Here is a 26582-nt window from a genome sequence, read left to right as displayed (position 1 = left end):
GGGCATTGTACTGGATTTACAATAGATATAGCCACAAATAAAAAATTAGGTATTTTATGACTAGTAATTTGCTGAAAAATACAGCCAATTCCGCATCGATATTTAACTATTCAGTATTAGTTGAAGCAAAAGAAGGCGGATATCAAGCAACAGTTTGGGGTTTACCAGACTGTCAGGTATTTAGCGCAACACGAGAAGAAGCGCTGAAGATATTACACGAACTTGTGAATACTCGATTTCAAAATGTGGAAATAGTTAATCAAGAAATAGAAGCATCAAAATCAGACCATCCTTGGATGAAATTTGCAGGAAAGTATAAAGATGACCCACAATTCGATGATATGCTGGCGGATATTGAAGCATATCGACACGAACTAGATGCAGAAATGCAAGAATGTTATTACCAATTGGATGCTTTGGACGCTTTGGATACTTTGGATGCTAAGGGACAAGTCAAGTGAAACTCTGGATACTTGATACAGATACTCTTTCACTTTTTCAAAGAGCGCATCCATTAGTCAGTCAACGTGTCAATACGATACCTACAGAACAATTAGCTACAACAGTTGTTACATTTGAAGAACAGATGTATGGAAGGTTGAATCGCATTAGAAGAGCTAATTCACAAGAATCATTAGTATTTGCTTATATGCAATTACATGAAACCTTGAAGGATTTTAAAACTATCAATGTACTGAATTTTAATAAAGAATCTGCCAATTGCTACGCAGAACTGCGTCAGAAGGTTCGTATTGGTACGCAAGATTTACGAATAGCGTCAATTGCAATTTCTAATAATGGAATTTTGGTAACGCGGAATCAGCGAGATTTTTCTCGCATACCTGGGTTGCAGCTTGAAGATTGGACAGTGGGGAACTAGCGCGTAGTTTACCGCCGTAGGCATCGCACAAAATAATCATTTCAGTGCAAGACTGTTGTCAGATATCGCAATAACACTAAAAGCTGTCATTATGAATGCTCAATATGCTATTCAATATTTTCAAAAATCCTAAATCTAATATCTCATCTATCGAGGTTATCCCTACCTGGTATGTAATTTGGGGAACATTAAATAATCTGACAGAGAATGTATTGTGGCAAGATGACCAATTTGCTATTATTTCTGCACTAGCTACAGAGCAATTTGCACTCAGTCCCACAAAACAATTTGTGGTAGTTGGGGATGTATGGTTAACTAATCGCGTGGAGTTGCTGCAAACATTGGGAGTCGAGCCAAGTGGTTTTTTAGAAAACAATTGCCAATTGATTGCTCAACTTTGGGAAAAATTTGGTTCTGAATGTCTGAAATTTTTGGTGGGGATGTTTGGATTAGTGGTTTGGGATCGTCAACAACAAGTGTTGTGGCTAGGACGCGATCGCATTGGTAGCCGTACTCTTTATTACACTACCACTAGTGCAATTCGGGCGATCGCGCCAAAAATGCGAGCGCTCACACCCTATCGGTCAACAGAACTGGATTTGGTGGCGCTGCGCGATTATCTCTGTTGCGCTTTTGTACCGGGAGAACGCACACTTTGGCAACAGGTAAAAGAAGTGCGTCCGGGGACTGTTGTCGAAATGCCTTCAGAGAAAGTTTATACTTACTGGGAACTGGAAGAGGAGATTACATCAGGAGATCAACTTTTTGATCAGCGAGTAGTTGATTTAAGTATGCAAATTCCTCCAGAGTACAAACTTTCGGGAGTGGAAGAAAAAGCAGTACTCAAACAAGCTGTTGCAGATATTTTACCACAGGCGATTATTCATCGTCCTAAAAGTGGGATGATGGTACCTGTGCAGATGGGATTTCGGAAGTATTAGCAGCGAGAAGCTAGGAAATTGTTGTTAAGTAGGAAAAGTGCGATCGCGCCTTATTTAAATCAGTCATTAATACGTGACTGGCTAGAGTATCAAGGTGACGTTTGGGGTCGTTATGGTGTCAAGCTTTGGTTATTGGTTAGTTTAGAAATTTGGTTGCAGGTGAATAAGCTGTCGAGTTCCTAAATATATAGACAGCATTCCCATAATCACAACAATGACAAAGAGGCTGAATGACCTTAAAGCAAGAATTCCTATGGAAAGGATAATTCCTCCTATGATTTGTAAATTCCTCGCATTCTGTTTGCGACTTACAAGATTGAGTTTATTTGATTTGCTACTTGCATAAAAGAAATTAATAAACGCAAGATTTACTATTAGCGGTATAAAAATCGTTATTGATGTAACAAGATTAATAAATAAAAAGGGAAGTAACCAGCCAAATCGTGAAATTGACTTTGAGCTTTTTCTGAAACGATTATCTAGGAAATAAAGTAGTTGCTTGTGTGTAAAAAACAAGGTGTTATTTGCAGAAATATCAGCGATCGCCTTTGCAAAAAATGGGTGCAAATCTGATTGAACAGCTGCGGCAAGTAAAAGATTTTCGAGTCAAAGATGAGCAAAGACATCAACTGTGGATGACCGCCGTAGGCATCGCACTCACAATATTTTGCGCCAAAATGGTTATTCCTCCATTACGTTAGCCCAGAGATTTACCTTTAATGATATTGACAAACTCTTATCCTTTGTGGGGTGAAACATCCCTGCGCTTTTTAAGGGGGACTAAGGGGGATCTTTAAGGACTATTAACCTCAACCGAACGGTATTGTAGCATAAAAGACTCTCCACTGAACAATGATTGACTCTTAAGCACCTATCATGATAATTTACAACAGACCAATCAGTTTGTAATAGTTTAATGTCCAAAGAGGAAGAAACAAAAAGCAGAATTCTCCAGCAAGCAGCCGAACTATATGCTCACTGTTCTTGCTGCTTGTTTATCCCAACATGATGATGCGTTGGAATCCTCTTATTAGTAGCTTTTGAGACGCGCTTAACCTGATATAGATATATTTATTTCTCCAAAGTCATCTTTATTACCAAAGATTTCAAATCATAGCATAAGAGTAAATGAGCCAATGAAAGATAATTTAGTTGAGCATATATCTGAATCAAAATTTAATAATCTACGTGTAGATTTAGGCTCTGGGACGAATAAACCTGATGGTTTTCTTGGGGTAGACATTTGTCCGGGATTAGGTATAGATATTGTTGCCGACCTTAGTAAAAAATTTCCATTTGAAGATAACAGTGTTGATGAAATTAGAGCACATGATGTAATTGAGCATCTCCAAGATCGACTGCACACGATGAATGAGATATGGAGAATTTGTAAGGTTAATGCAAAAATTGATATTCGCGTACCATCAACAGATGGCAGAGGAGCTTTTCAAGATCCGACTCATATTAGTTTTTGGAATATCAATTCCTTTTTATACTACTGTAATGATTTTCCTGCTTACCTAGAACTTTGTCGAAGGTATGGATTTCAAGGTGAGTTTAAGGTTGTACAACTTGAAAATGAAAAAAGTTCTGGTGGAGTAATTCATGTCAAAGCAGAATTACGTGTAATAAAGCCAATATCTAATCTAAATCAAAAGCCACTTGCTGAAAATGCTGAAGCTGCCCATGAAGATCTGCCAGGAATTCAAAAACAAGTTTCTACTGAAATTAATGTAAATAATCTGAGTAAAGAAACAGAGCTTTTGTCTAAATTATTCCTGTCTTCTTCACAACGTTACTTCCGAAAAATTGGAGAATCAACTAACTACTATGAATATTTGCAAAAGTCAATTGATTACTTACACACATCTATATTCAGCAACAGTGATTCCAAATTGTGGCATGAAGTAGTTAAAAAATTTGCTCAAACTGCTGATTTCATCCCAGCATACTTTAATGAGTGCAATCTGAAAAATATCTATGTTAAACGTGCAGAGATAATAGAATATTTTCTGAAACTCAATGGATATAAAGTTGATTATAAATTTGCAGATCGACCTGTAAACAGAAAGAAAATCAGGCTTGGTATCCTAGCGTCACATTTCACACCCTCAGCGGAAACATTTGCCTCCCTTCCTGTTTATGAATATATCAGTCGAGATTTTCAAGTTATCTTGTACTCTCTGAATCAAACTGGTCATCCACTAGAGCAATATTGTCTACTTTCTGCCAACTTCTTTAAACTCTTACCACAGAAATTATTAGAACAGGTCAATACTATTCGTAATGATGACCTTGATATACTATTTATTGCTACTAATGTAACAGCAGTAACTCGTCAAATCTGCCTTTTAGCAATCCATCGATTAGCCAGAATACAAGTTACTAGCGGTGGGTCAGTTGTCACAACAGGAATGCGAAATATAGATTATTATATTTCTGGTACATTAACTGATCCATCACCAACAGCACAAGACCACTATCAAGAACAGTTAGTCAAACTAGAAGGAACTGCTCACTGTTTTAGTTACGGCACTGAAGAAAGAAAACTAACAACTCCAGTTGAGCGAAATAGTTTAGGAATTCCTGAAGATGCTATTGTTTTTATCTCCGGCGCTAACTGCTTTAAAATAGTTCCAGAACTGATTGAGATATGGGCAAAAATCATTTCTAGAGTAGCAAATTCAGTTTTAGTACTTTTACCATTTGGCCCCAATTGGTCAAATAACTATCCAAAATCAGAATTTATCAATCACTTAAACTCCACATTTTATAGGTATGGATTAGGAACTGAACGCTTAATAGTCTTAGATCCTCAACCCGTCCCAGATCGGGAGGCTATGAAAAAGTACTACAAAATTGCCGAAATATATCTAGATTCTTATCCCTTTGCAGGAACAACTTCTCTGGTAGAACCACTGCAAGTTAATCTACCAGTAATAACTAGAAAGGGAACTAGCTTTCGCTCTGCAATGGGAGCTGCAATGATTCAAGCATTGGATATTCCTGATTTAGTTGCGGATAGTGAAGAGTCTTATATACAATTAGCGATCGCACTTGGTAATGATCATAAATTACGTCAACAAAAAAGTGCCCAAATTAAGGAAAAAATGCAGGATAATCCTAGTTTTCTTGATAGTCGTTCTTACTCAGCTAAAATGGGTAACTTATTTCAACAACTCTTAAGTAAATATCTTACAGATACTCTTAGTCAAAATTTACAACTATGAAATATATTCATTCTGAATTCTGACTCCTGAATTCTGTTTATTAAAATTATCTGATGCGAATAATTTTAGTCTTTTGCGGGAATGAGAAGTGTTAAATATTAATTTATCAAAGAAATCATGCTAGTAAATAACAACTTACACAGACCATTAGAAGTAGTATTGGCAATTCCTGTAAGGACATACGACATTGACTTTGTAGGAATAGTTAGCAATATAGTATATATCAGATGGCTAGAGGATTTACGTTTAAAATTTTTAGATGAACACTTGCAACTCAATCAACAACTTGAGCAAGGATATGCACCTGTTTTAGCTGGAACTGAAATTGAATATAAACGTCCGATAAAGCTTATTGATCAAGTGATTGGACGTTTATGGGTGAGTAATTTAGGACGCTTAAAATGGACTGTGCAAGCTGAAATTTTATCTAACAATGAGTTAGCAGCGGTAGCTACTCAAAAAGGCGTTTTTATCAGTTTGCAAAATAGTCGTCCTATTCCTATTCCCAAGGAATTGCAAAATAAATATCTGGAGTGTCAACAACCAAATCAGAAAACTTAAATGATGTCTGAAAAGTGCAGGTTGGTTTGAGGAACGTAGACCCAAAGGGGCTTCCCGCAGTGGTAATCCAACATTATGCGGGATTTGTTGGGTTTCACTTCCCTACGGGACGCTGTTCGCGTTCGTTCAACCCAACCTACAAAAAATATTCTTAACCGAACCGTATTGCTTTATCAACTATTTTTTACACACTAATTTATTTAGCATCAGCTAATATCTTTTCGATGTCTGATAGCTGAACCACTCCTGAAAAAGCTGGACTATTAATTACAAAGAAAGGTGTACCAGGAACAGCCAATTTTTCAGCTAGCTGCATATCTTTCCTAATTGCGGGAGTAGCAAGAGTAAGATCGCGTTTAAATTTTGCCAAATCTAGATTCAGGTTTTTAGCAGTATCTAAATATAAAGCCTCACCCAATTTTTTTTGATTAGTAAACAAGGCATCAGAATATTCCCAAAATTTGCCCTGCTGATATGCCGACCAAGCTGCTGTCGCAGCTGGCAATGCTTCAGCATGAATTGAACTTATCGGTAAATTCTTGTAAATTAATGTCACCTTATCTGGATCTTTTGCTAACAATTGTTTTAAGGTTTTATACGCTTCAGCACAGTAGGGACATTGAAAATCTGAGAATTCTACCAGCACAATTTTTGATTTAGCTGAACCTGTAGTAGGAGACTCGCCAATCACCGCTTGAGGATTCGTTTTTAAATCCTGTAAAAATGTTTGCCGTGCTTGGTTGACTTTTTGCCCCTGTTTCTGCTGATATGCTTGAACAGATTCAAGAATTGCCTCTGGGTGTTCGCGGATAATTTGTAATACTTGCTGTTCAAGTTGCGGCTCAATGGGGCTAGCAGCTTGTGCAGGTAGTGACCAGGCGATAACCAAACATAGCAGACCTATTGTTGTGAAGGTACGCAGATATTGAAATAATTGACCTAACCAATCAAAGAATGTACTCATAAAAAAACTCTTGAGAAAGCAACATTCTATTAGTATTGCCTGAGAAGTGTAAACTGAATAAAGATTCTGTAGTACTTTGCGAACAGGTGCGAGTTGTAGATAAATCTAGAATTGTTAGAGTAGAGTACTTGGTCATTTGGATGATGGCTATATGGAAGATTTAGCGTAGGCGTAGCCCATCGTAGATATCGCACTAACCACAATTCTGGGATTATCAATAGAAAGCTGCTAATTTATATATATTACTTATTGAAAATTTTATGTTACGAAAATTGAGAATTAATATATTACTGCTAGCAGTCTTGGGAAATCTGGCATGGTCATTTAGTGCCCAGGCAAATTATAACGGCAAACTCACCGTAGAAATTGATGGATTGAAGAATAAAGAGGGGCAAGTTTGTGCGAATATATTTACTAGTAGTAAAGGATTTCCCAGCGATCGCGATCGCGTCTTACAAAAGCAGTGTGTCAAAATTAGTGACACTCCCTTGCTAATTACCTTTAAGAACTTAAAAGCAGGTAGTTACGCCGTTGCTATCATCCACGATCAAAATAATGACGGCACTCTCAATAGTAATAGACTTGGTATACCAAGCGAAGGCTTTGGGTTTTCCAGCAACCCTGAAGTTCGCACAAGTGCACCCAAATTTGGCGAAGCAGCATTTTTGGTGGCTGGACCGAACACCAATATCCAAATCCAGTTGAAATATTTTTAGACTTATTGTGGTGAATCCTTGGGTAAATCTTCTTCTTCCGGTAGATTTTGTTCCGGCAAGCCACGCATTCGATTCATCTGAGTCAAAGCATATCGTGCTGTTGCTTGAACTTCGGCATCTGGGTCATCTAGCGCATGGCGTAACATCTGACTCATTTGACCCATCATGTCATAAACGCGCGTCAGGTCACGGATTGCATTCTGCCGCACCTGTGGACTTTCATCTTGGATTGAGATTGCTAAAGCCCGGTTCATCGGTTTGAGTGTGCGGGTGCCAATTTCTGCCAAAGCTGCCAAAATTAAGCTGCTTTCTTGAGAATCGGCATCAATCATCAAGTCAACCATTGGTTGAATTGCCCGCGAATCTCCCTGCTGACCCAAATCCCAAATAGCCTTGCGCCGCTTCGTTGGTTCAGAACTGCGTAAGTCTTGAATTAATTCGTCAACGATATTGAATTTGGTAAGACGAGAAGTTTTTTCTGGTAGCAGTAATTGTGTGGACTGTGGTGGAGTAGCTGTTTGTGGAATAGTTACAGTCTCTTGTGAGGGTGGTGCAATCGAGTCTTCCTTAGCTCCACTCAAACTTTTAATCTCTGATAATTGGGACTTTTGCAATTGTTTAACCTTACGAAACCACTTCAGCAGGTAAAGAAGTGCGCCAATACATCCTAGAACTCCCATGCCAAATACTAACCACCAGATAAAACCTCTCTCACTTGGTTTGGGTTGTGCACTTGGTTTGAAAGTCCGAGCCGGAGAGGGTACTATTGGAGATATGACAAACTGATTTTTGGCCGCCAAAGCTGCTTGGAGTCTCCCCCTAGTCGCCAGACCAGTAATGCCATCTACTTTTAAACCCTTTACTTTCTGGAATTTAGCTACAGCAATCTCTGTACTGGGGCTGTACTTTCCATTTACTACGCCACTGTAGTATCCCAACTGCTTTAATTGAGTTTGTAGTCTCTGCACATCTGACCCTTGACTACCAAGGCTCAAAACAGCCGGACTAGTAGAAACTCTCGAACTAGCTTGTGCAAGTTCTAAAATTTCCGGTGCTAAGTTAGGTGTAGTTGTACTTGCCCGATTTGGGTAAAAACCCAGGCAAGAAAAACAGGTAAATATCAAGATTGAGGAACGGCGTAGCCTCATATTGCAAGTTTCAGCCTGAACGAGCTTTTGAAGTCTTCGATACCACAATAGCTTCAAGATGCCTAAATGTTAACTGTTATTTTTTATTTTTCATTTTGCCCCATCTCTCCAGTCCCCTTTAACTAGTTGTGGCAAATTTTCTAGTTCAGATTCTCTGACTGCTAGGGTTATGGGGTTCAATTTTTGAGCCGATGCTTCTAAAATTGGTTGCTGTATGTTAGCTATTTCGCCGACGGTAACTGTGTCGTTTTGCCCTGCTAAAATCTCACGTTGGTTGATGAGATAGATGCTGATTAAAGTCAGGAAAACACCTACCCACTGCAACTGACTGAGGACTTCTGAGAGGAAGAGATTGCCGAATAGTAGGGCAAAGACTGGTGTGAGAAAGGTGAGGGAACTAAGACTGGTGAGACTGCCACTAGAGGCAAAGTAGAAGAATAAACCATAGGCGATCGCACTGCCAAATACGGTAGCATAACTCAAAGCCACTAAATCAGATCCTCCCAAATTCTCCCACTGCTGAGATTCTACAACTGATGAAATTCCCCATAGTGGCAATCCACCCAAAATCATGTGCCATCCTGTAGCAGTTACTGGGTCAGCATACCTACACACAAACCGAATCAACACTGTTCCCACTGCCATTGATAGGGCTGCTAACAGCATCAACCACTCGCCGCTAGCAAACAAATCTTGCCAGTTGCCAATTGTGATATTTGCGCCTGAGTCGAGAAAATTTAAAATCCACTCATCAGGTAAGCCAATTAAACTAATGCCTATGACTCCCAAGCCTAGCCCCAACCATCCCCAAAAACCAATGTGTTCTTGGAATAGCCACAACGATAGTAAGGCAACAGCCAAAGGTTGCGAGTCAATCATCACAGACCCTAACCCCGCACTGGTTCTGACTAATCCTTCTGCCAAAAAACCTTGAAACAGCGTCCCATCTATCAGGGCAAATAAAGCAATCCACAGCCATGCAGCCCAGCCCTTGGGCTGGGGTTTACCCATGAATGCTGCTGCAATCAGAATTAACATCCCCGCTGGTATCAGACGCACTCCCGCCATGAATAGCGGTGTGGTATGGGGTATAACTCCTTTCATGGCTACCATTGCCGTCCCCCATAGGAAAAAGGGGGCGATTAACAGCAGGGGAGGGAAGGGAAATTGAGATGCACTGAGTTTCAGTTGCATAGGTTTGCTGATGCCTTTATTTAACAAGCGCAAAAATTGCTTTACCCAATTTTACCGAATTATGTAGTTTTGCGTAGCTTCTGGGAAAGATGGAAGTTACATCGCCGAGCATCAATACTGTAAAGCAGGATTACAATACAATTGGGAAATTTACATAGTCCTTGTCTTGCGTATTGTTAATATCTTTCTCGTATTTAGCCAGGTACTATGTAAAAGTTACCAGAATGCGATCGCTGCTTGTTTTGCATTTACGACCTAAAAATTGAACTTTTTCTGGAGAAATATCAATGACCATTTCAATGTATCAAGCCTCAATACCTGTGTTGATTCGCACACTAAATAACCTTGTAGCTATTCTAGAAAAAGGTGCTAAGTATGCAGAAACAAAAAAAATAGACCCTTCTGTGTTGATTAATAGTCGTCTATCCCCAGATATGTTTCCATTATCAAAACAAGTACAAATTGCCTCTGACATCGCAAACAGGGGTGCTGCACGACTAGCAGAGGTAGAAGCACCTAAGTTTGAGGACAATGAAAATACATTCCCCCAACTTATTGACCGCATTCAAAAAACTATCGCTCATTTAAATACATTTAAACCTGAGCAAATTGATGGTTCAGAGGAGAAAACAGTTACCTTACAGATGCGTGACAACACTCTATCTTTTCAAGGAATGCCATATCTCCTCTATTTTGTTTTACCAAACGTTTATTTCCATGTCACGACAGCATATGACATTCTCAGACACTGCGGTGTAGAAGTTGGCAAACAAGACTTCCTTGGTCAGCCCTAACACTAGCAATATCTGACATCACCATCAATATTTTTCGGGTTTTGGGGGAAAGGGTTTGAATTTACCTTTGCCCCTTGCCCTTTAACCTTTTCCCATCAGCACAGAACCACTACAAACTAGATAATATTTGTTTCGTAGTATTAATTTGTTCTTCAGTAAAAGCCGCTTGTTGAAGATGATTTAAAAATATACTATTTTGATATCGAATATCTAATTTAATTGCTCGGCGATAAACATTTTGAGCAAGGTTACGCGAACCACTATCCCAGTAATTAATGGCAGCAGAAACTAATGGATGAGGATTGTTTGGTTCCAGTTTAACTGCATAATTAGCCGCAGCAATTGCTATATGATAAGTTTTCAGTTGATGCAACGCTAAACTCAAATTATAATAAGCTACTTCGTTATCTGGCTTCAAAATTACTGCCAAAGTGTGAATTAATACTGCATTTATTAACTTGTCATCAACGAGGTAAACAATTCCTAAAGCATTATAAGCTGAGTATTTTAATGGCTCCTGATATATCGCTTGTGATAAATACTTTGTTGCTTCTTCTTCTCGTCCTGCTAAATGTAATGTCCAACCCAAATTAACTTTTCCCATCGTATTTTTTGGTTGAAGTTCCACTGACTTGGACATTGCAGTAATTGCTTCCTGATAGCGTCCTTGTTGACGATACAATAGCCCCAATTGTCGATACTCGCTGGCGCTATTTGCTGCTATTGCCGGAAACATGAAACAATTTGAAGCTACAAATAACGAGGTAAAAATTTTACTTTTAATTCGATACATCATATCATGTCCGCTTGATTGCTTATTAAACGCAAAGAACCCCACCCCGCCAAGGCTATGCTTTGTCTCCCCTCCCCGCTAGCGGGGAGGGGTTGGGGGTGGGGTTCTTTTATTATGGGTAATCTGGCGGACATGATATCACTTATTAATTGACAGTATTGAAAGTTCAAATAAGGATACCTAAGTTTTCCCGGCTGAGATATCCAATAGCAACATAACCTATAATTAAATAGATAGTTAACTATATTTTAATTACTAATGTTTTTTTTAAAATACTTCTTAAGGTAGTTTATAAATTCATCCTTAAGTAGGATTAAAAAGTCTTGGGGATTTTCACTTAAATTTTCACATATATGTGCGCTAGTGCGCTTGTAGCTGATCTAGTAGGTGCGTTACACTACCTTAAGCACCCTAATTTATACTTTCTAGGAGAGACTAGTGGTCTGTCAAACCTATCTTGATGGTTAGAGAAACGCGATAAATCGCCGTCTCTACAGAAAATCTATTCGTCAATTATTTCTTGACAGACTACTAGCAAGGCTATACTTTTCTAAATTCGCTACTAATTTTACTCCAAATTCTTCCTCAAATACTCCTTTTTTATAATCTAAATTCCAGAGTTCTAAAGCACAATCATCATCAGATTGAGAGCGGAAAACCATGAGATTACACTGGCGCAATTGGGGATAATACTCACATTGCACTTGAGCGATCGCCCCAATTTGTCGTCTATCTAATGCCACTGCTAATCTTAATATCGCACTTAATTGACTTACAATTTGTCGCTGCTCTTTAGTTAGTAAACTCTGATAATTTTCATGTTTCTTCTTGGGCGGCGATTTGCGATGATAACGCGCTAAATTGGCAATGATTTCAATCTCGGTTTCTGTATAACCGAGTAATTCACCATTGCGAATTAGATAGTAAGAATGCTTATGGTGAGACGAATGGCTGACATAATGACCGCAGTTGTGTAACATTGCAGCCGCCCACAATAATTGTCCCTCGTCAGATCCCCAGTGGTGTAGCGTACCTTGAGTTTGGTCAAATAAACTCTGGGCAAATGCTGCGACGCGATCGCTATATTCTAAATTGACATGGTATTTCTTAGCAAGTTTTAAAACATTGCGTTCCCGAACTGAACTTTGGTAGCGCAGTTTATCTTCAATTAAACCGTGCGTCAACATCCAGTCTACAATTACACCTTCCCGGAGGGAACGCTCACAAACTGTAACCGATTCACTACCCAAAAGGGTCATTGCTTCCTGTAATATGACTGCGCCAGCGAGGATAACTTCAGCCCGTTTATCTGGCATACCGGGAATCGCAGCCCTTTCGGAGTTACTCAGTTTCCGCAAGCGATTTACCAACTCTCGCAAGTCTTTAAGACTGAACTGGTAGCCATTGAAAGTGGAAGGAATAACACCCGACTTTTCTCTTGCATGAATCATCGCCAGGGTTTCAATAGTGCCAGACGTACCCACCAAACGGGGAGATTCCTCAAGTTGCAGGTTTGCTAGTACCTCATCCACGGAACGTTCTAACATACCGTGTGCATAGGTTTGCAAACGCCCAAACTCGGCGTTGCTAATGGGATCGGTGGTAATTAACTCGCTTGTGAGTCGAACTGCACCGATTTTGGTACTGGTGAGAATACGCGCTTGGTGACTATCGCCCAAAATTAATTCTGTGGAACCACCGCCAATATCAATAATCATCTGAGGCTGGTTGTGAAATTCCATCCCCGACAGTACACCCAAGTAGATTCGTCGCGCTTCTTCTTGACCGGAAATCAAGTCAACGCTTAAACCCAACTCTGTTTCTACTTGGTGCAAAAAATCTTTCCCATTGGGGGATTCCCTTACAGCACTGGTTGCTACAGCGATGATTGTTTCGGTGTTGAAGGTTTTGGCAACTTCTTGGAAGCGTCCTAAAGCCGCGATCGCTTTTTTAATTATCTCCGGTTTGAGTTCCCCTGTAGTCAGATTGCGATTGCCAAGTCTCACGGTTTCTTTTTCTCTGGCGATAATGCTGAAAGTTGGTAGTGTGGGGTCAATATTGACTACTACCATGTGTAGAGAATTTGTTCCCAGGTCAATGGCAGCAATAATCCGATGTTGCTTAACTGGTTGAGTTGGAATGCCCTCCCAGCTAGCCGAAAATAAATTCAGCATCAACTTTTCTCCCTCTCTTGATAAGAAATGATCGAAAACGGCGGTATGTCGAGGTAGCTGGCACTGATATTTATTGCAACATACTTACTCAAACTGAGTCCTGAGTCCATAACCCCAATGACTAGAATGGCTCTATTTCCCCCTTTTTAAGGGGGATCATTAAGGACGACTGTACACCTTAACCAAACCTTATTGGAAGGTAACTGAGCTAAGTATATTCACCCTAATGCTGATAACCCCAATAACTACTTAAGGATATTTAAAGTTGCCAATTTGGGTTATGTTTTTACAAATATCAAATAACGTTATTCTATAGATGTTTTGTACCTACTTCCTAATCCCATGCTAACAACGCCAGAACGCCCCCAAGAACCAGTTTGGCTTGTGATTATCCGGCTTTTGCGCTGGCATAAACCAGAAGGACGGTTAATTTTAATGATTCCTGCACTTTGGGCTGTGTTTTTGGCTGCTTCTGGGAAACCGCCTTTACCTCTGGTTGGTGTAATTATATTGGGTACTCTCGCCACAAGTGCCGCCGGGTGTGTAGTCAATGATTTGTGGGATCGAAATATTGATACAGAAGTGGAAAGAACACGCTCACGCCCCCTCGCTTCTCGCGCCCTATCGGTAAAAGTTGGGATTGTAGTCGCTATAGTTTCGTTAGCGTGTGCAGCTATCCTGGCCTTTTATCTTAATCCCCTGAGTTTCTGGTTATCTGTGGCAGCAGTGCCCATAATTTTGCTTTATCCCGGTGCAAAACGAGTGTTTCCTGTGCCGCAACTGGTGCTTTCTATCGCCTGGGGTTTTGCCGTGTTGATTAGCTGGAGTGCGGTAACACAAACTATCTCCCAAGCAACTTGGTTACTTTGGGGCGCGACTGTATTATGGACATTGGGATTTGATACTGTTTATGCTATGAGCGATCGCGACGACGATCGCCGCATTGGAATTAATTCTAGCGCTCTATTTTTTGGTAATTACGCCCCTGTAGCTATTGGAATTTTCTTTGCTGGCACAATTTTGTTATTAGCTTGGTTAGGTATAGTGATAAATCTTCACCTGACTTTCTGGATTAGCCTTGCAGTTGCTACTATCGGCTGGGTTTGGCAATCTCTGCGCTTAAGAGGGCGAGATTTACCTAACCCTGTTTATGGTGAAATGTTCCGACAAAACGTGTGGATTGGTTTTATCTTACTTGCTGGGATGATTACTGGCTCTTGGTAATATGCTTACATCGCAACTTGAAAGTAATTGATTAAACCGCAGAGGCGCAGAGAGCGCAGAGTCAAGGGTTGAGGAATTTTAAAGCTCGTTGACGGAGTTCTAATACCATATAGATTTCTCGTAGGGGCATGGCATTGCCCATTGGTGTCAACTTCAGCTCAAACACTAGAATTTATCGTCGTTTTAGATCCCCCAACCCCCTTAAACAGGGGGCACAAGATTCTAGTTCCCCCCTTTTTTAAGGGGGGTTCTTCTTATCAGAGCAAGCTTTCACGTTAAGTTGACACCTATGGGCATTGCTATGCCCTTATCAACGTATTTGTATCATTATTAAAGTGAAATAGTATAAGATGGATAAACGAAGCTAAAAGACTCGTTAATGAGTATCAAAGGTGGATGAATGGAGTTCAAAGACTCGTTCACGAGTATTAATTTATCAAGATCCGGAAGTTTTTGCAGTTCTGCCTTTACTAATAGCCTTAAAGCGATCGCTCAACAGTTCTGCTACAGTTTTTAAACCTGGAGTCTTTTTCGCTGCTGTCTTGACGTAATTATAAACTGTCAAACTGCCGAGCATTGCTTCGCTACCGACTGCCAACAGAGTATCATCTATTTGTTCGGTGAGTTGCCGGATTGAGATTGAAAGTTCGCTGAGGGTGGTAGCTAGTTGATAACCCTGGATAAATTCTTCAATGTCAAAGCTGGCTGGGAGAATCTCACGGTTAGATTGAGCAGCGTTGACGCTATTGGTAACAAAAGCTAGGCTTTTATCGCCCATTTGGAATAACTTGCGGCGTTCTTGTGCGGTTAAAGCAATGAGAAAGGGGATCTTTTGTTCAATTATTTGTAGGGCTGCTTTAATTTCTTGGATATCTTCTGGCGAAAGAGTGCCTGTGATATTGCGATCGTCCATCGTATAATTACCTGGGGGTAGTAGAGATTAAGTAGCAAGATTTGCTAAGTATATGATCCGCATTTCTCACAAGCTTCAGGCGTTTGATAGAGCACAGGGGCAGAGGGGAAAGAACTTGGTATCTGAACTCTCCCCTGCTCCCCTGCTCCCCTGCACAAGCACAGGCTTTGAGAGGTGTGGTGAGAAATCCGGGATGATTCCCAAAGTAAATGCGATGGTACATCTTTTTATTAGAATTTTTAGTATATTTGATTAAGATGTTGTATTATGCCAGCCAGAGATATCTTTCATAATGCAGTCAAGCAAGCATTAGAAAAAGAAGGGTGGAAAATTACCCATGATCCCTTACCAGTTAGTTTTGAGTTAGGGGATATGTACATAGACTTGGGAGCAGAAAAAATTCTTGCAGCAGAAAGAGAGGGAGAAAAAATTGCTGTTGAAGTTAAAAGCTTTTTTAAAACGTCTGTAATTTCAGAATTTCACACAGCTTTAGGACAGTTTATTAATTATCGACTAGCATTATCTGAACAAGAACCAAACCTGACTCTTTATTTAGCAGTTCCCATCGATACATACACGTCATTTTTTACCATCAGACTTGTACAAAGCATTATTAAAACATATCAACTTAAATTGATTACTTATCAGCCTGTGACGGAGGATATTGTCGAATGGATAAACTAACACAATATGAAAAAATAATTCAACAACTTTTCCAAGAATATGCTGCAATTGCTAGTCAAGATCCCGAAATTGAAACTCAATTAATTTTTGACAAAGAACATCACCATTACCAACTTGTAAATGTCGGTTGGAAAAATCAGCGCCGTGTTTATGGTTGTTTTTTACATATAGATATTAAAGATGGTAAAGTTTGGCTGCAACATAACGGTACAGAAAATGAAGTAGGAGAAGACTTAGCGAATTTAGGTATCCCCAAGCAGGATATAGTCGTCGGCTTTCATTCACCATTCAAACGACAATTTACAGATTATGCTGTTGGTTAAACCAACGAGCTAGAACTTTAGATTATTTTGGTAGATGTTGAGCGATGCCTACGGTGGTAAACTACGCACTTTAGAGTTATGCTACTTTTAACGACTTTTCTAGCGTTTTCGGCTCTGGTAGAGCTTGACCGTCCGCCAAAGATGATTCAATCACCATTTCTAAAACTTCTTGAGCATTTTTGAAAGCTTCTTCGTAAGTATCTCCGTGAGTATGACAAAACTCTCCCCATTCAGGAAGACTAACAACAAAACACTCATTTTCATCAGACCACTGAATAATTATTGTGTAGTGAGAATTCATTCTTATTCTTCCTCTTGAGCCTTTTTTATTTCTTCTAACCTTTGAAGTGCATTATTAACATCTTTCTCTTGGTAAGCTTTAGCATCATTCCCGTCTTTACCTGATATAGTAACTCTCCCAGATAGCAGGGGATGATACCAATTAGTGTGGCTACCTTTTCCAGAACGGTATCTAAACCCTGCTTGTAGCAACAAGCTTTTCAATTCTCTGATTTTCTTAGGCATATACTCAGCTTACATTTACCCTTCCCACTCCTTTAACTTCTGTTGAGCAAACTCTCGCACTTGCTCATCTGGGTCATTTGCTGCTTTGTCGCGCAACAGTGGTAAAGTTTGGGGATGTTGAGGAAATTGCTTGATAATTATCTCCAGTGCAACGCGCCGAGGGTTGGTTTCATAGTCTTGCTCACGCTCAAAGGGAGCATTGACAGCGCAGTTGTAGTAAATCTCAAACAACTCAGGCTGATATCTGAAGTGTTTCGCTAATGCTTGGATGGCTGCACCTCGCACATACTCTTCATTATCAGCAGTGGCGCGGTCTTTGAGAAACGTGCGGGTGTCCGGGTCATCTTTGAAATTGCTAGCTAATGCTTGGATGGCTGCACCTCGCACATTCCCAGAATTATCAGCAGTGGCGCGGTCTTTGAGAATCGCGCCGGTGTCTGGGTCATCTTTGAAATTGCTGGCTAATGCTTGGATGGCTGCATCTCGCACATTCCCATCATTATCAGCAGTGGCGCGGTCTTTGAGAAACGTGCGGGTGTCCGGGTCATCTTTGAAATTGCTGGCTAATGCTTGGATGGCTGCACGTCGCACATCCCATTGATTATCAGCAGTGGCGCGGTCTTTGAGAATCGAGCGGGTGTCGGAGTCATCTTTGAAATTGCTGGCTAATGCTTGGATGGCTGCATATCGCACATCCCCATGATTATCAGCAGTGGCGCGGTCTTTGAGAAACGTGCGGGTGTCTGGGTGATCTGGGAAATTGCTGGCTAATGCTTGGATGGCTGCACGTCGCACATACCCATGATTATCAGCAGTGGCGCGGTCTTTGAGAATCGAGCGGGTGTCGGAGTCATCTTTGAAATTGCTGGCTAATGCTTCGATGGCTGCACGTCGCACATTCCGATCATTATCAGCAGTGGCGCGGTCTTTGAGCCAGTGTAAGGTATTGCCGTTATCTTTCCAAATTGCGGCGATTGTTGCAACTGCTTGAGTGCGAATTTCCCGAACTAACTTAGTTTCTTCATATTGATCGGGTGTGTAATAGTACCAGAGGTCATATTTAGTTAAATCTTGTAGCTTGTCAAATAATTTATTAGCCACTGACCCAATCACCAAGCGATTTCTCACTTCTGCAAGGCACTTAGCCGCTAAAAAGAGGTTGATAAATTTTTCCTCTTCGCCATCTTGCACCATTAAGTAATCAATAATTTCACCAACAAATTTCGCATCAATCATTCCGGCAATTAACAGCAATACCTCATGCCAAGTTTCATCTTGCCAGTGTTTGCCAAAAACTTCAGTTTTAAGATACTCAATTGAAATACTGCGTTCCTTCTCAAACTGCCAGACAAACTCCCAAGCACAGAAATATTCTAAAAAAGTCCGATGCACAAAGGCATAGTAATCTGCACCCAAGAAACATAAAATAAAGGTGCGATCGCGCAGTTGTTTCATCAACCGTCTGGCTTTATCTCTGGCATCACTCACAGGTATGCTTTGCAGATATTTAGTGAAGAGTGCTTCTAAATCATCCGCATAGATAATGTTGCCAGCTAAACCTTTTTCACTGGTTTGCATAAGATAAGCAACTTGACGCAGCATTGCCTGTTTATCTTTATAATCAATAAGATCCAGACGTTCATCCGGCTTTAAATTACGTCCATCGTCCCAATTATGCAACAGAACCTCTGAAGCATCTTTATACAGTTCACTTCTATCTCTGGGTAATTCTCGCTTGAGATTGAGAATTGCCATCATAGTTAACAGCAGAGGATTTTGTGCTAGTTCTGCAATCGCTTTTGATTCATTAATTACTCTTTTAAGACGCTCGCGTTTGATATTTTTATCTCTTTCTTCCGCTTGACTAAAAGTTTTATCATGCCAGCGTTCAATAAAATCTTCAATCTGTCCTGGTTCTAAATCTTGTAACATAAAGTGGCGAAACTCTGCATCTCGCAATTGTTGCTGCTTATAGCCGATGATCCGAGAAGTGACAATAACCTGCACATCGGGATATTCATTAGTAAAGCGATGAATACAGGTAATTACTTCCTCCCGCTTCGCCTGTTCAAAGATTTCATCCAAACCATCAAACATGACTAAAGCGTTACCAGCCTTTAGCTGTTCATGCAATTTATGCTGATTCAGATGATAAAAGCAATTGGGACTATTATGGTAAAATTGGAGAAAATCATTACAACTACCAGCATTGCGATCGCGCATATAATTGCGTAATTCAATCAACAAAGGAATTGGCAGATTAAAATCCTTCTGATCGAGAGTTTTTTCTACCCAATCTAACGCTAGATATTGCAACAATGTAGACTTACCAGAACCAGGATCGCCTAAAATAACTAGATAATTCTTGCGTTGCCGATCTCGGATAACATCTAAGACTGAGCGGATTGGCTGTTCAAAATAATTGCGTTGATAGCGTTCTGTTTCTTCTTGAAGTTTTTCTATTTCAAATTCTGCATCTACTTGGTTACTTTCTTGTAGCTTGCGGAGATGTTCTTTAGGCAGTTCTGGTAAAACCTGATAAACTTGACGCACATTTAGCGCGATAAACATTTGCCATAAATTTACCGGATGTTCGCGGGCTGTAGTCTCTAAACTATCTAACTTCAGATTGCCGTAGCGTTCCCGAATAGTTTCTAAATATTGCGGTAAATTAAAATCCTTAGAAATATCAGCGTTTTCTTTTAAAGTCTTATCAATACTGGATAACTTTTGAAGCTCCAGGATATAACGTAACTCTTCTGAATCAGAAAGAATATCTTGAACTTGTATGAGATACTGCTCTGTAATTGTTTGCCAGTTAAATTTAGGCGGTAGAGGTTCGAGTTGAAGTCTTTTCCAACTATCTGCTAGTGTTTTAAAATCTAGAGAATCACATTTAATATCAAAAGCCTGACCAAGAATTTCTTTAACCAACTTATCACGGATAAATTTATTGATATCTTCAGCGCAATTTTGAATTTCAGCTTCAGAAAGTTTGCAACGAACCTTTAACTGCTGCTGCATCAGTTGCAAAAATTCTGTCAGCGCCATGACTACAACTTTCTGAAGCGATTCTTCTGGTTTAAAGGGCGCGGTTACAGCATTATTAAAGATATATTTGAAAAAATCTTTAGCGTAGTCCTTGACTAAATCCTTGACAAATTCTTCGCTGATAATAGTTTTGACAAGAAACCCAACTGCTTTTTGACCTATCCAGAGAGTGAACCACTCAACTATCATACTCACACCTGCTAAGTGCTTGACTACGAGTAGTATATACACCTGTGAGAGAAATCTTTCCAGATTACTGAGTTTTTAGCTTAAAAGCGATGCTGGCTAAAGATTTGTTAAAAATAACTAATATACTAGGCATTGAGATTAGGAGTAGTTTTATGGTTCTACAAGTTAACCCCATCCAAAAAGAACCTATTGTTACTTGGGAAGCACTTCCTGCCGACTTCATTTTACCAGACGATCCAGTGGAAAATATTCAACAACCCGCGATCGCTGCGGCACTTACCGATGCTTTGGGAAGCACAGGATGCATCCAACCCCAGATGCTGATTGGCTCTAATTTCGGACTTGTAGCCACAGTCAAGAAAAAAATTGTTGTTAAAGCCCCTGATTGGCTTTACGTTCCTCAAGTGCAGTCTGTAGGAACAAATGTAGTTCGTCGCAGCTATACCCCAAATTTAGAAGGCGCTGCTGTGGCTGTAGTGATGGAATTTCTCTCAGACACAGAAGGGGGAGAACTATCAGTCCGCTCAACTCCACCCTACGGTAAACTCTATTATTACGAAAAGATTCTCCAAGTTCCAACCTACGTAACCTACGACCCTTACGAACCAAGTCTAGAAGTACGGTGCTTGCAAAATGGAGAATATACTTTGCCGCAAGCAGATACCAATGGACGTTACTGGATTCCTGAGTTAGAGTTATTTCTCGGAATTTGGCAAGGTGAAAGATTATGCCAAACCATGAACTGGCTGCGCTGGTGGGATAGAGAAGGAAATTTGCTGTTGTGGAGCAGCGAACAAGCTGAACAAGAACGCCAACGCGCTGAACAAGAACGCCAACGCGCTGAACAAGAACGCCAACGTGCTGATGTATTAGCAGCTAAGTTACGTGAACTAGGTGTTGACCCTGATGCGACGCTGAATAGCGCGTCGTAGACACAATACGGTTCAGATCAGCCCAAAACCCTGATGTAGAGACGCGATAAATCGCGTCTTTAAAGATCAATTATCTACACCAATAACCCTTAACCCAAGCGTATTGCTTGTAAACATCGCATAACCTAAAGGGATGCTGGGAATAATAAATTTGGGACATTAGCACCAAAATTCCATGAAACAGCAACAAAATCAATTTAGTCATCTTACTGCGATCGAAAGAAGTTATCTCTCATTTCCTGCACAGCTTTTATTAAATCAAAACCTGTTACAAGGCAAAATACTAGACTTTGGTTGTGGCTTTGGTAATGATGTTAAAATATTGCGCCAAAAAGGTTGTGATATTACAGGCTATGATCCTTCTTATTTTCCAGAATATCCTGATAATAAATTCGATACAATAATTTGCTTTTATGTTTTAAATGTTTTATTTACTGAAGAACAAACTAATGTTCTTATGGAAGTATCGCACTTATTAAAACCAGGAGGTAAAGCTTATTATGCTGTAAGAAGGGATATCAAAAAAGAAGGGTTTCGAGAACATTATATCCATAAAAAACCTACCTATCAGTGTATTGTCAAACTTCCCTTTCCTTCAGTTTGTTTAGATGAACATCGGGAATTATATGAGTATGTTCACTATAATCATCAGCGAAATTCATCTAATTATTGCATATTCTGTAATCCTCATAAAAATCTAAGACTATTAACTGAATCTGCAACTGCTTATGCTATTTTTGATGGCTTTCCTATAAGTAAAGGACATATTTTGGTTATTCCCAAACGCCATGTTAGCAGTTATTTTGAATTACCAGTTAAAGAGCAATCTGCTTGCTGGTTTATGGTGAACAAAGTACAAGAAATTATCAAAACGGAATTTGAACCTGATGGTTTTAATATAGGAATGAATATCAACCGAGCCGCCGGTCAAAATATTATGCACGCCAGTATTCATATCATTCCTCGTTACAAAGGTGATACTGTCTCTACTAAAAGTGGAATCAGGAACGTTATTCCTAAAAGGCAATAGTTTTTCTTTACTGATAGCTTTCAGTAGAAAAACCGGATTTATAACATATACATAAATCTGAAAAAACCAGTTTTTCGATCTTGTTGAAAATATTTAGTAATAAATTCAGTTAACCCAGATTATCTGGATTTATTCCCAGCGCTCTTAATTGTTCTGTTAATTGTTGCACCCGTTGTTCTGCTTGCTCGGCGCGTTGTGTTTCTTGTCGAGCGTGTTGTGCTTCTTGTTTTATTTGTTCAGAAGGCGTGAGATACCGTTGTCCTAGCTCATCATACCAATACATCCATTCCCTTGTTACGCCGCAATAATTTCCCCTCTCACAACCAATTCCTAAGCTAATTTCTGGTAGCCAAACAGGGTTTCCTTGCTGCAATTCATACTTACCATTAACTAACTTATGTACTTCCAGATGCGGTTTGCGGCGGCGACGGGAGGAATAAATCACATAATAAAGTACACCCAAAGCCTCATATTCATCCAATTTAGTAGTGTATTCCTTACGATAATTTTGGGAAACCACTTCTAGCACGAAAATCGGCACAACATTTTCATCCCACAGCACATAACTGGGACGCAGTTCCTCATCATAAAACCGCTCTACCCTTAAGCTCAAAAACCCATCTGGCACAATAGGCGGCTTATCGGGGTGATAATAAATACCCATATCTATGGCAAAAAGCCAGTCCATGCGTTCTGCCCAAAGTATCAGCAGGATTGCCTTCAGCAAGCCTGGTATCAATTCTTGCAGTTCATTATCCACAGGTGTTTCATCAGAGTCTGGTAGTTCCTCGGCTGAGGGCAAGTACCTTGGCAAGTTGTACTCTAACATGGCTGGTTTCCTCAAAACTCAAAGGATATTTAGCTCTCCAGAATTATAACGATTTCTCAGTTAGCGATGCCTCTGGTGGTAACTGAGCAGCGCCGTACCCTTCTCCTGTCGGAGACGCTACGCGAACGGGATATTGTCTCGCAGAGAAGTGCAGCCTCTCAGAGAGAAGTGCGAACTACGCCAACGCGCCTACGCATAACTATATCATTATTTATACTATTAGATGAAGGGACTCTACTGACACTAAGCAATTCTAAATCTGTCGCAATTATCAGCCAAAAAATTTATCTGTAGGCACGGTGAAAATCACGCTACCTTTTAAAATAGTGAAAAAGCTTAGAATATAAGTCTTGTAACTTCTGCGTAGCAGCACTAGTGTCCAAATTCTAACGCTTGACCTGACAAGATTTTGGTAACTCTTAACTATATAATAAATATTTAAGTGCTTAGTACTATTCATGCTTTATATTTAGCGGCAAGTGGCACAAACAGCCACTCATCTTTAAATATTAGCAGGCAGTACCACATTATCTCTGCGGCTCACGCTCTAAGACCATCGCTACCAAGTGTAAAGTTAAGGTTAAGTTGATATTAAAACGAATAATTTTTGCGGAATTGCAACAGATAAATACTAAACTAAAAAGTCTTGTGTAGCAAAACCTGTAGCTTTTAATGAAGTAATCATGTCTAAGGTTCTTGTCTCCGATCCTATTGACCAAGCTGGAATTGACATTCTTTCGCAAGTTGCTACCGTTAATGTCAAAACAGATCTAAAACCAGCGGAACTGATCGAAATTATTGGTGAGTATGACGCGCTGATGATTCGCTCTGGTACGCGCGTCACTCAAGAAGTTATTGAAGCCGGTACGCAACTAAAAATCATTGGTCGTGCTGGTGTGGGTGTGGATAATGTGGATGTTTCCGCTGCCACACGCCGGGGAATTGTGGTAGTCAATTCTCCAGAGGGAAATACAATTGCCGCCGCTGAACATGCGCTAGCCATGATCTTGGCTCTATCTCGCCACATCCCCGATGCTAACGCTTCGGTGAAACGCGGTGCGTGGGATCGTAATAGTTTTATCGGCGCGGAAGTCTACAAAAAAACTCTCGGCATTGTCGGCTTGGGTAAAATCGGCTCCCATGTTGCCGCAGTGGCTAAGGCAATGGGGATGAAACTCCTAGCTTATGACCCTTTTATTTCCACAGACCGAGCTGAACAAATTGGCTGTCAGTTGGTAGAACTTGATTTGCTCTTCCAGCAAGCAGACTATATCACCCTACACATCCCTAAAACCCCAGAAACCACCCACTTAATCAATGCCGTGACCCTGGCAAAGATGAAACCCACAGCCCGGATTGTCAACTGCGCTCGTGGTGGCCTCATTGATGAAGTAGCTTTAGTAGCAGCTCTGAAAGCTGGTAAAATAGCAGGTGCAGCCTTGGATGTGTTCGAGTCAGAACCACTGGGTGAATCTGAATTGCGATCGCTAGGCAGGGAAATTATTCTCACTCCCCACTTGGGAGCCTCTACCGCTGAAGCTCAAGTGAATGTGGCGATTGATGTTGCCGAACAAATTCGGGATGTACTTTTAGGACTACCAGCACGTTCAGCCGTCAACATTCCTGGACTCGGCCCCGATGTGTTGGAAGAACTCAAACCCTATATGCAGCTAGCAGAAACTCTAGGTAATCTGGTGGGACAGCTAGCTGGCGGGCGAGTGGAAGTACTTAATATTCGACTGCAAGGGGCACTAGCGACCAACAAAAGTCAGCCTTTGGTAGTAGCTGCCCTCAAAGGATTACTTTACCAAGCTTTACGCGAACGGGTAAATTACGTAAATGCCAGCATAGAAGCCAAAGAACGGGGAATCCGGGTGATTGAAACCCGCGATGCTTCCATTCGAGACTATGCCGGAACTCTCCATCTTGAAGCCACCGGGACTTTAGGTACTCATTCTGTCACAGGCGCTTTGTTGGGTGAAAAGGAAATCCACTTAACCGACGTTGATGGTTTCCCGATTAACGTTCCCCCCAGCAAATATATGCTCTTTACATTGCACCGTGATATGCCAGGGATTATCGGCAAACTCGGTTCTTTACTCGGCAGTTTCAATGTGAATATTGCCAGTATGCAAGTAGGTCGCAAAATCGTCCGTGGTGATGCAGTAATGGCTCTCAGTATAGATGATCCTTTACCTGAGGGAATTTTGGATGAAATTATTAAAGTCTCTGGTATCCGGGACGCATATACAGTAACTTTATGAGTGCTGAGTGCTGAGTGAAGAAAAAAGTCAAGAGTGAAGAATTAGGAGCATAACTCATAATTCATAACTCAGCACTCATAACTCATAACTCAGCACTCATAACTCAGCACTCTAAAGATGGCAAACACCTGGTGGGAACTACAGATTTTATGTGAGCCAGACCTAGAAGATTCTATCTTTTGGCGACTGGAAAATTTTGGCTCTCGTGGTACAGCGAGTGAAAACAAGGGAAACTTATCTTTAGTAAGGGCTTACTTGTCAACAATTCAAACACAGCTACTAGATTTAGCGGCGCTGTCGCTGTGGTTACGCCAAGATGCCCTCTGTATAGGACTGTCATCTCCCTTAGTACAGTGGCAATTGATTGATGAGGAAGATTGGGCGACTAGCTGGAAACAATATTGGCATCCGCAAGAAATAGGCGATCGCTTTCTAATTAACCCGGCATGGCTACCATCACCAGAAGCATCGGAACGATTAGTAATTCGTCTTGACCCTGGTGTAGCATTTGGTACGGGCGGACACGCCACTACTCAGCTATGTTTGGAATCCTTGGAAATGCGGTTGAGTGGTCTTCCTCAGTCGTTTGTAGGTACTGGCGGCAAACAGGAACATCTGGTAATTGCGGATATTGGCTGTGGTTCTGGTATCCTCTCCATTGGGGCGTTGCTACTGGGAGCAGAGAAAGTTTATGCAGTGGATACTGATCCTTTGGCAATACAATCAACTATCAGTAATCGCGATCTTAACGATATTAGCTCAGAACGTTTATTACCTGCCCAGGGAAGTGTAGACGTTTTGACAAAACTAGTTGAAAACCCGGTGGATGGGATCGTCTGCAATATTTTGGCTGACGTGATTATTGAGTTACTCCCACAAATAAGTGCGATCGCTAAACTTGAAACTTGGGCTATCTTCAGTGGTATTTTACTGGAACAATCTACAGCTGTTGCTGATGCCTTAGAGCAGAATGGTTGGGTCGTTGCTACTCTATGGAAAAGAAAAGAATGGTGTTGTTTGAATGTACGACGTTCTTGAGCAAAAAAGATGATATACACAGAAAGTAGCCCGTCTTAGACACGCCCTACAGATAAGTTAATTGTTTCTTTTGGGTGAGTTACTATAGCAATCCTATTTGAGATCCGAACAGGATGCATACTGATGTAGCTTGGGAAAATCAAATTCTTGATGATTAGTAAAGAACTTAAACAGCCACTTACCAA

General features: G+C 40.6%; 26 protein-coding genes. 16 read left to right on the top strand and 10 right to left on the bottom strand.

Annotated features, from left to right (window positions below; genetic code table 11):
- Window positions 1-56 precede the first annotated feature (56 nt).
- The 7 genes from ACEW80_RS25630 (at window position 57) to ACEW80_RS25600 (ending at window position 5612) form a co-directional block, all read left to right on the top strand.
- On the top strand, window positions 57-461 hold the full coding sequence (locus ACEW80_RS25630; RefSeq protein WP_373529297.1) for a type II toxin-antitoxin system HicB family antitoxin: 405 nt from the start codon (window positions 57-59) through the stop codon (window positions 459-461).
- Window positions 458-880 carry a type II toxin-antitoxin system VapC family toxin gene (locus ACEW80_RS25625; RefSeq protein WP_373529296.1) on the top strand — a complete coding sequence of 141 codons (423 nt, stop codon included), beginning with the start codon at window positions 458-460 and terminating at the stop codon, window positions 878-880. The genes ACEW80_RS25630 and ACEW80_RS25625 overlap by 4 nt, the downstream gene beginning before the upstream one ends.
- A gap of 104 nt (window positions 881-984) precedes the next feature.
- Complete coding sequence (locus tag ACEW80_RS25620; protein WP_373529295.1) at window positions 985-1821, top strand: asparagine synthase-related protein; 837 nt, start codon at window positions 985-987, stop codon at window positions 1819-1821.
- A gap of 18 nt (window positions 1822-1839) precedes the next feature.
- Window positions 1840-2004, top strand: coding sequence for a hypothetical protein (locus tag ACEW80_RS25615; RefSeq protein ID WP_373529294.1), 165 nt, complete (start codon window positions 1840-1842; stop codon window positions 2002-2004).
- A 341-nt stretch (window positions 2005-2345) separates the two neighbouring features.
- The gene (locus ACEW80_RS25610) at window positions 2346-2522 is read left to right on the top strand and encodes a hypothetical protein (protein ID WP_373529293.1); all 177 of its coding nucleotides are present in this window, start codon (window positions 2346-2348) and stop codon (window positions 2520-2522) included.
- A 435-nt stretch (window positions 2523-2957) separates the two neighbouring features.
- On the top strand, window positions 2958-5051 hold the full coding sequence (locus ACEW80_RS25605; protein ID WP_373529292.1) for a methyltransferase domain-containing protein: 2094 nt from the start codon (window positions 2958-2960) through the stop codon (window positions 5049-5051).
- Between the two features lie 117 nt (window positions 5052-5168).
- On the top strand, window positions 5169-5612 hold the full coding sequence (locus tag ACEW80_RS25600) for an acyl-CoA thioesterase (RefSeq protein WP_373529291.1): 444 nt from the start codon (window positions 5169-5171) through the stop codon (window positions 5610-5612).
- 196 nt (window positions 5613-5808) lie between these two features.
- Here ACEW80_RS25600 and ACEW80_RS25595 read toward each other — a convergent pair whose 3' ends face one another.
- Window positions 5809-6576: a DsbA family protein gene (locus ACEW80_RS25595; protein ID WP_373529290.1), complete on the bottom strand. Its 768-nt coding sequence runs from the start codon at window positions 6574-6576 to the stop codon at window positions 5809-5811.
- Between the two features lie 260 nt (window positions 6577-6836).
- On the opposite strand from ACEW80_RS25595, the gene ACEW80_RS25590 reads away from it, so the two are divergent.
- Window positions 6837-7292 (top strand): DUF2141 domain-containing protein, encoded by a 456-nt coding sequence (locus ACEW80_RS25590; RefSeq protein ID WP_373529289.1) that lies wholly within the window; start codon window positions 6837-6839, stop codon window positions 7290-7292.
- 2 nt (window positions 7293-7294) lie between these two features.
- On the opposite strand, the gene ACEW80_RS25585 is transcribed toward ACEW80_RS25590, so the two are convergent.
- Together ACEW80_RS25585 and ACEW80_RS25580 are read right to left on the bottom strand one after the other, a co-directional pair.
- On the bottom strand, window positions 7295-8440 hold the full coding sequence (locus ACEW80_RS25585) for a peptidoglycan-binding protein (RefSeq protein WP_373529288.1): 1146 nt from the start codon (window positions 8438-8440) through the stop codon (window positions 7295-7297).
- 90 nt (window positions 8441-8530) lie between these two features.
- On the bottom strand, window positions 8531-9634 hold the full coding sequence (locus ACEW80_RS25580; RefSeq protein ID WP_373529287.1) for a DMT family transporter: 1104 nt from the start codon (window positions 9632-9634) through the stop codon (window positions 8531-8533).
- Between the two features lie 287 nt (window positions 9635-9921).
- Here ACEW80_RS25580 and ACEW80_RS25575 point away from each other — a divergent pair, with 287 nt between their 5' ends.
- Window positions 9922-10428, top strand: coding sequence for a DUF1993 family protein (locus ACEW80_RS25575; RefSeq protein WP_373529286.1), 507 nt, complete (start codon window positions 9922-9924; stop codon window positions 10426-10428).
- 109 nt (window positions 10429-10537) lie between these two features.
- Here ACEW80_RS25575 and ACEW80_RS25570 read toward each other — a convergent pair whose 3' ends face one another.
- Window positions 10538-11164 (bottom strand): tetratricopeptide repeat protein, encoded by a 627-nt coding sequence (locus ACEW80_RS25570; protein ID WP_373529285.1) that lies wholly within the window; start codon window positions 11162-11164, stop codon window positions 10538-10540.
- Window positions 11165-11730: 566 nt separating this feature from the next.
- Window positions 11731-13395: a Ppx/GppA phosphatase family protein gene (locus ACEW80_RS25565; protein WP_373529284.1), complete on the bottom strand. Its 1665-nt coding sequence runs from the start codon at window positions 13393-13395 to the stop codon at window positions 11731-11733.
- A gap of 342 nt (window positions 13396-13737) precedes the next feature.
- Here ACEW80_RS25565 and ACEW80_RS25560 point away from each other — a divergent pair, with 342 nt between their 5' ends.
- Entirely contained in the window at window positions 13738-14619 is an 882-nt protein-coding gene (locus ACEW80_RS25560) for a 4-hydroxybenzoate solanesyltransferase (protein ID WP_373529326.1), read from the top strand.
- 436 nt (window positions 14620-15055) lie between these two features.
- Here the strand turns inward: ACEW80_RS25560 and ACEW80_RS25555 are convergent, their stop codons facing one another.
- Window positions 15056-15532, bottom strand: coding sequence for a hypothetical protein (locus ACEW80_RS25555; RefSeq protein ID WP_373529283.1), 477 nt, complete (start codon window positions 15530-15532; stop codon window positions 15056-15058).
- Window positions 15533-15799: 267 nt separating this feature from the next.
- Between ACEW80_RS25555 and ACEW80_RS25550 the strand changes: the two genes are divergently transcribed.
- Entirely contained in the window at window positions 15800-16216 is a 417-nt protein-coding gene (locus tag ACEW80_RS25550) for a XisH family protein (protein WP_373529282.1), read from the top strand.
- The gene (locus ACEW80_RS25545; RefSeq protein ID WP_373529281.1) at window positions 16204-16539 is read left to right on the top strand and encodes a XisI protein; all 336 of its coding nucleotides are present in this window, start codon (window positions 16204-16206) and stop codon (window positions 16537-16539) included. Before ACEW80_RS25550 ends, ACEW80_RS25545 begins: the two co-directional genes overlap by 13 nt.
- Before the next feature lie 76 nt (window positions 16540-16615).
- Here the strand turns inward: ACEW80_RS25545 and ACEW80_RS25540 are convergent, their stop codons facing one another.
- The 3 genes from ACEW80_RS25540 to ACEW80_RS25530 are packed head-to-tail and all read right to left on the bottom strand — an operon-like array spanning window position 16616 to window position 20304.
- Window positions 16616-16840 (bottom strand): type II toxin-antitoxin system HicB family antitoxin, encoded by a 225-nt coding sequence (locus ACEW80_RS25540; protein ID WP_373529280.1) that lies wholly within the window; start codon window positions 16838-16840, stop codon window positions 16616-16618.
- 2 nt (window positions 16841-16842) lie between these two features.
- A complete protein-coding gene (locus tag ACEW80_RS25535; protein ID WP_373529279.1) occupies window positions 16843-17064 on the bottom strand; it encodes a type II toxin-antitoxin system HicA family toxin in 222 nt (73 codons plus the stop codon).
- 15 nt (window positions 17065-17079) lie between these two features.
- The gene (locus ACEW80_RS25530) at window positions 17080-20304 is read right to left on the bottom strand and encodes an NACHT domain-containing NTPase (RefSeq protein ID WP_373529278.1); all 3225 of its coding nucleotides are present in this window, start codon (window positions 20302-20304) and stop codon (window positions 17080-17082) included.
- Window positions 20305-20456: 152 nt separating this feature from the next.
- Between ACEW80_RS25530 and ACEW80_RS25525 the strand changes: the two genes are divergently transcribed.
- A complete protein-coding gene (locus tag ACEW80_RS25525) occupies window positions 20457-21236 on the top strand; it encodes a Uma2 family endonuclease (RefSeq protein WP_373529277.1) in 780 nt (259 codons plus the stop codon).
- 175 nt (window positions 21237-21411) lie between these two features.
- A complete protein-coding gene (locus tag ACEW80_RS25520) occupies window positions 21412-22266 on the top strand; it encodes an HIT domain-containing protein (protein ID WP_373529276.1) in 855 nt (284 codons plus the stop codon).
- A gap of 109 nt (window positions 22267-22375) precedes the next feature.
- Here the strand turns inward: ACEW80_RS25520 and ACEW80_RS25515 are convergent, their stop codons facing one another.
- Window positions 22376-23095, bottom strand: coding sequence for a Uma2 family endonuclease (locus ACEW80_RS25515; RefSeq protein ID WP_373529275.1), 720 nt, complete (start codon window positions 23093-23095; stop codon window positions 22376-22378).
- A 683-nt stretch (window positions 23096-23778) separates the two neighbouring features.
- Between ACEW80_RS25515 and serA the strand changes: the two genes are divergently transcribed.
- A complete protein-coding gene (gene serA / locus ACEW80_RS25510) occupies window positions 23779-25359 on the top strand; it encodes a phosphoglycerate dehydrogenase (RefSeq protein ID WP_373529274.1) in 1581 nt (526 codons plus the stop codon).
- Window positions 25360-25476: 117 nt separating this feature from the next.
- On the top strand, window positions 25477-26397 hold the full coding sequence (gene prmA / locus ACEW80_RS25505; RefSeq protein WP_373529273.1) for a 50S ribosomal protein L11 methyltransferase: 921 nt from the start codon (window positions 25477-25479) through the stop codon (window positions 26395-26397).
- The last annotated feature ends 185 nt before the right edge of the window (window positions 26398-26582 follow it).

The organism is Nostoc sp. (assembly GCF_041747015.1).
Lineage (GTDB): Bacteria > Cyanobacteriota > Cyanobacteriia > Cyanobacteriales > Nostocaceae > Nostoc.
This window is presented reverse-complemented; position numbering and strand designations above follow the sequence as displayed.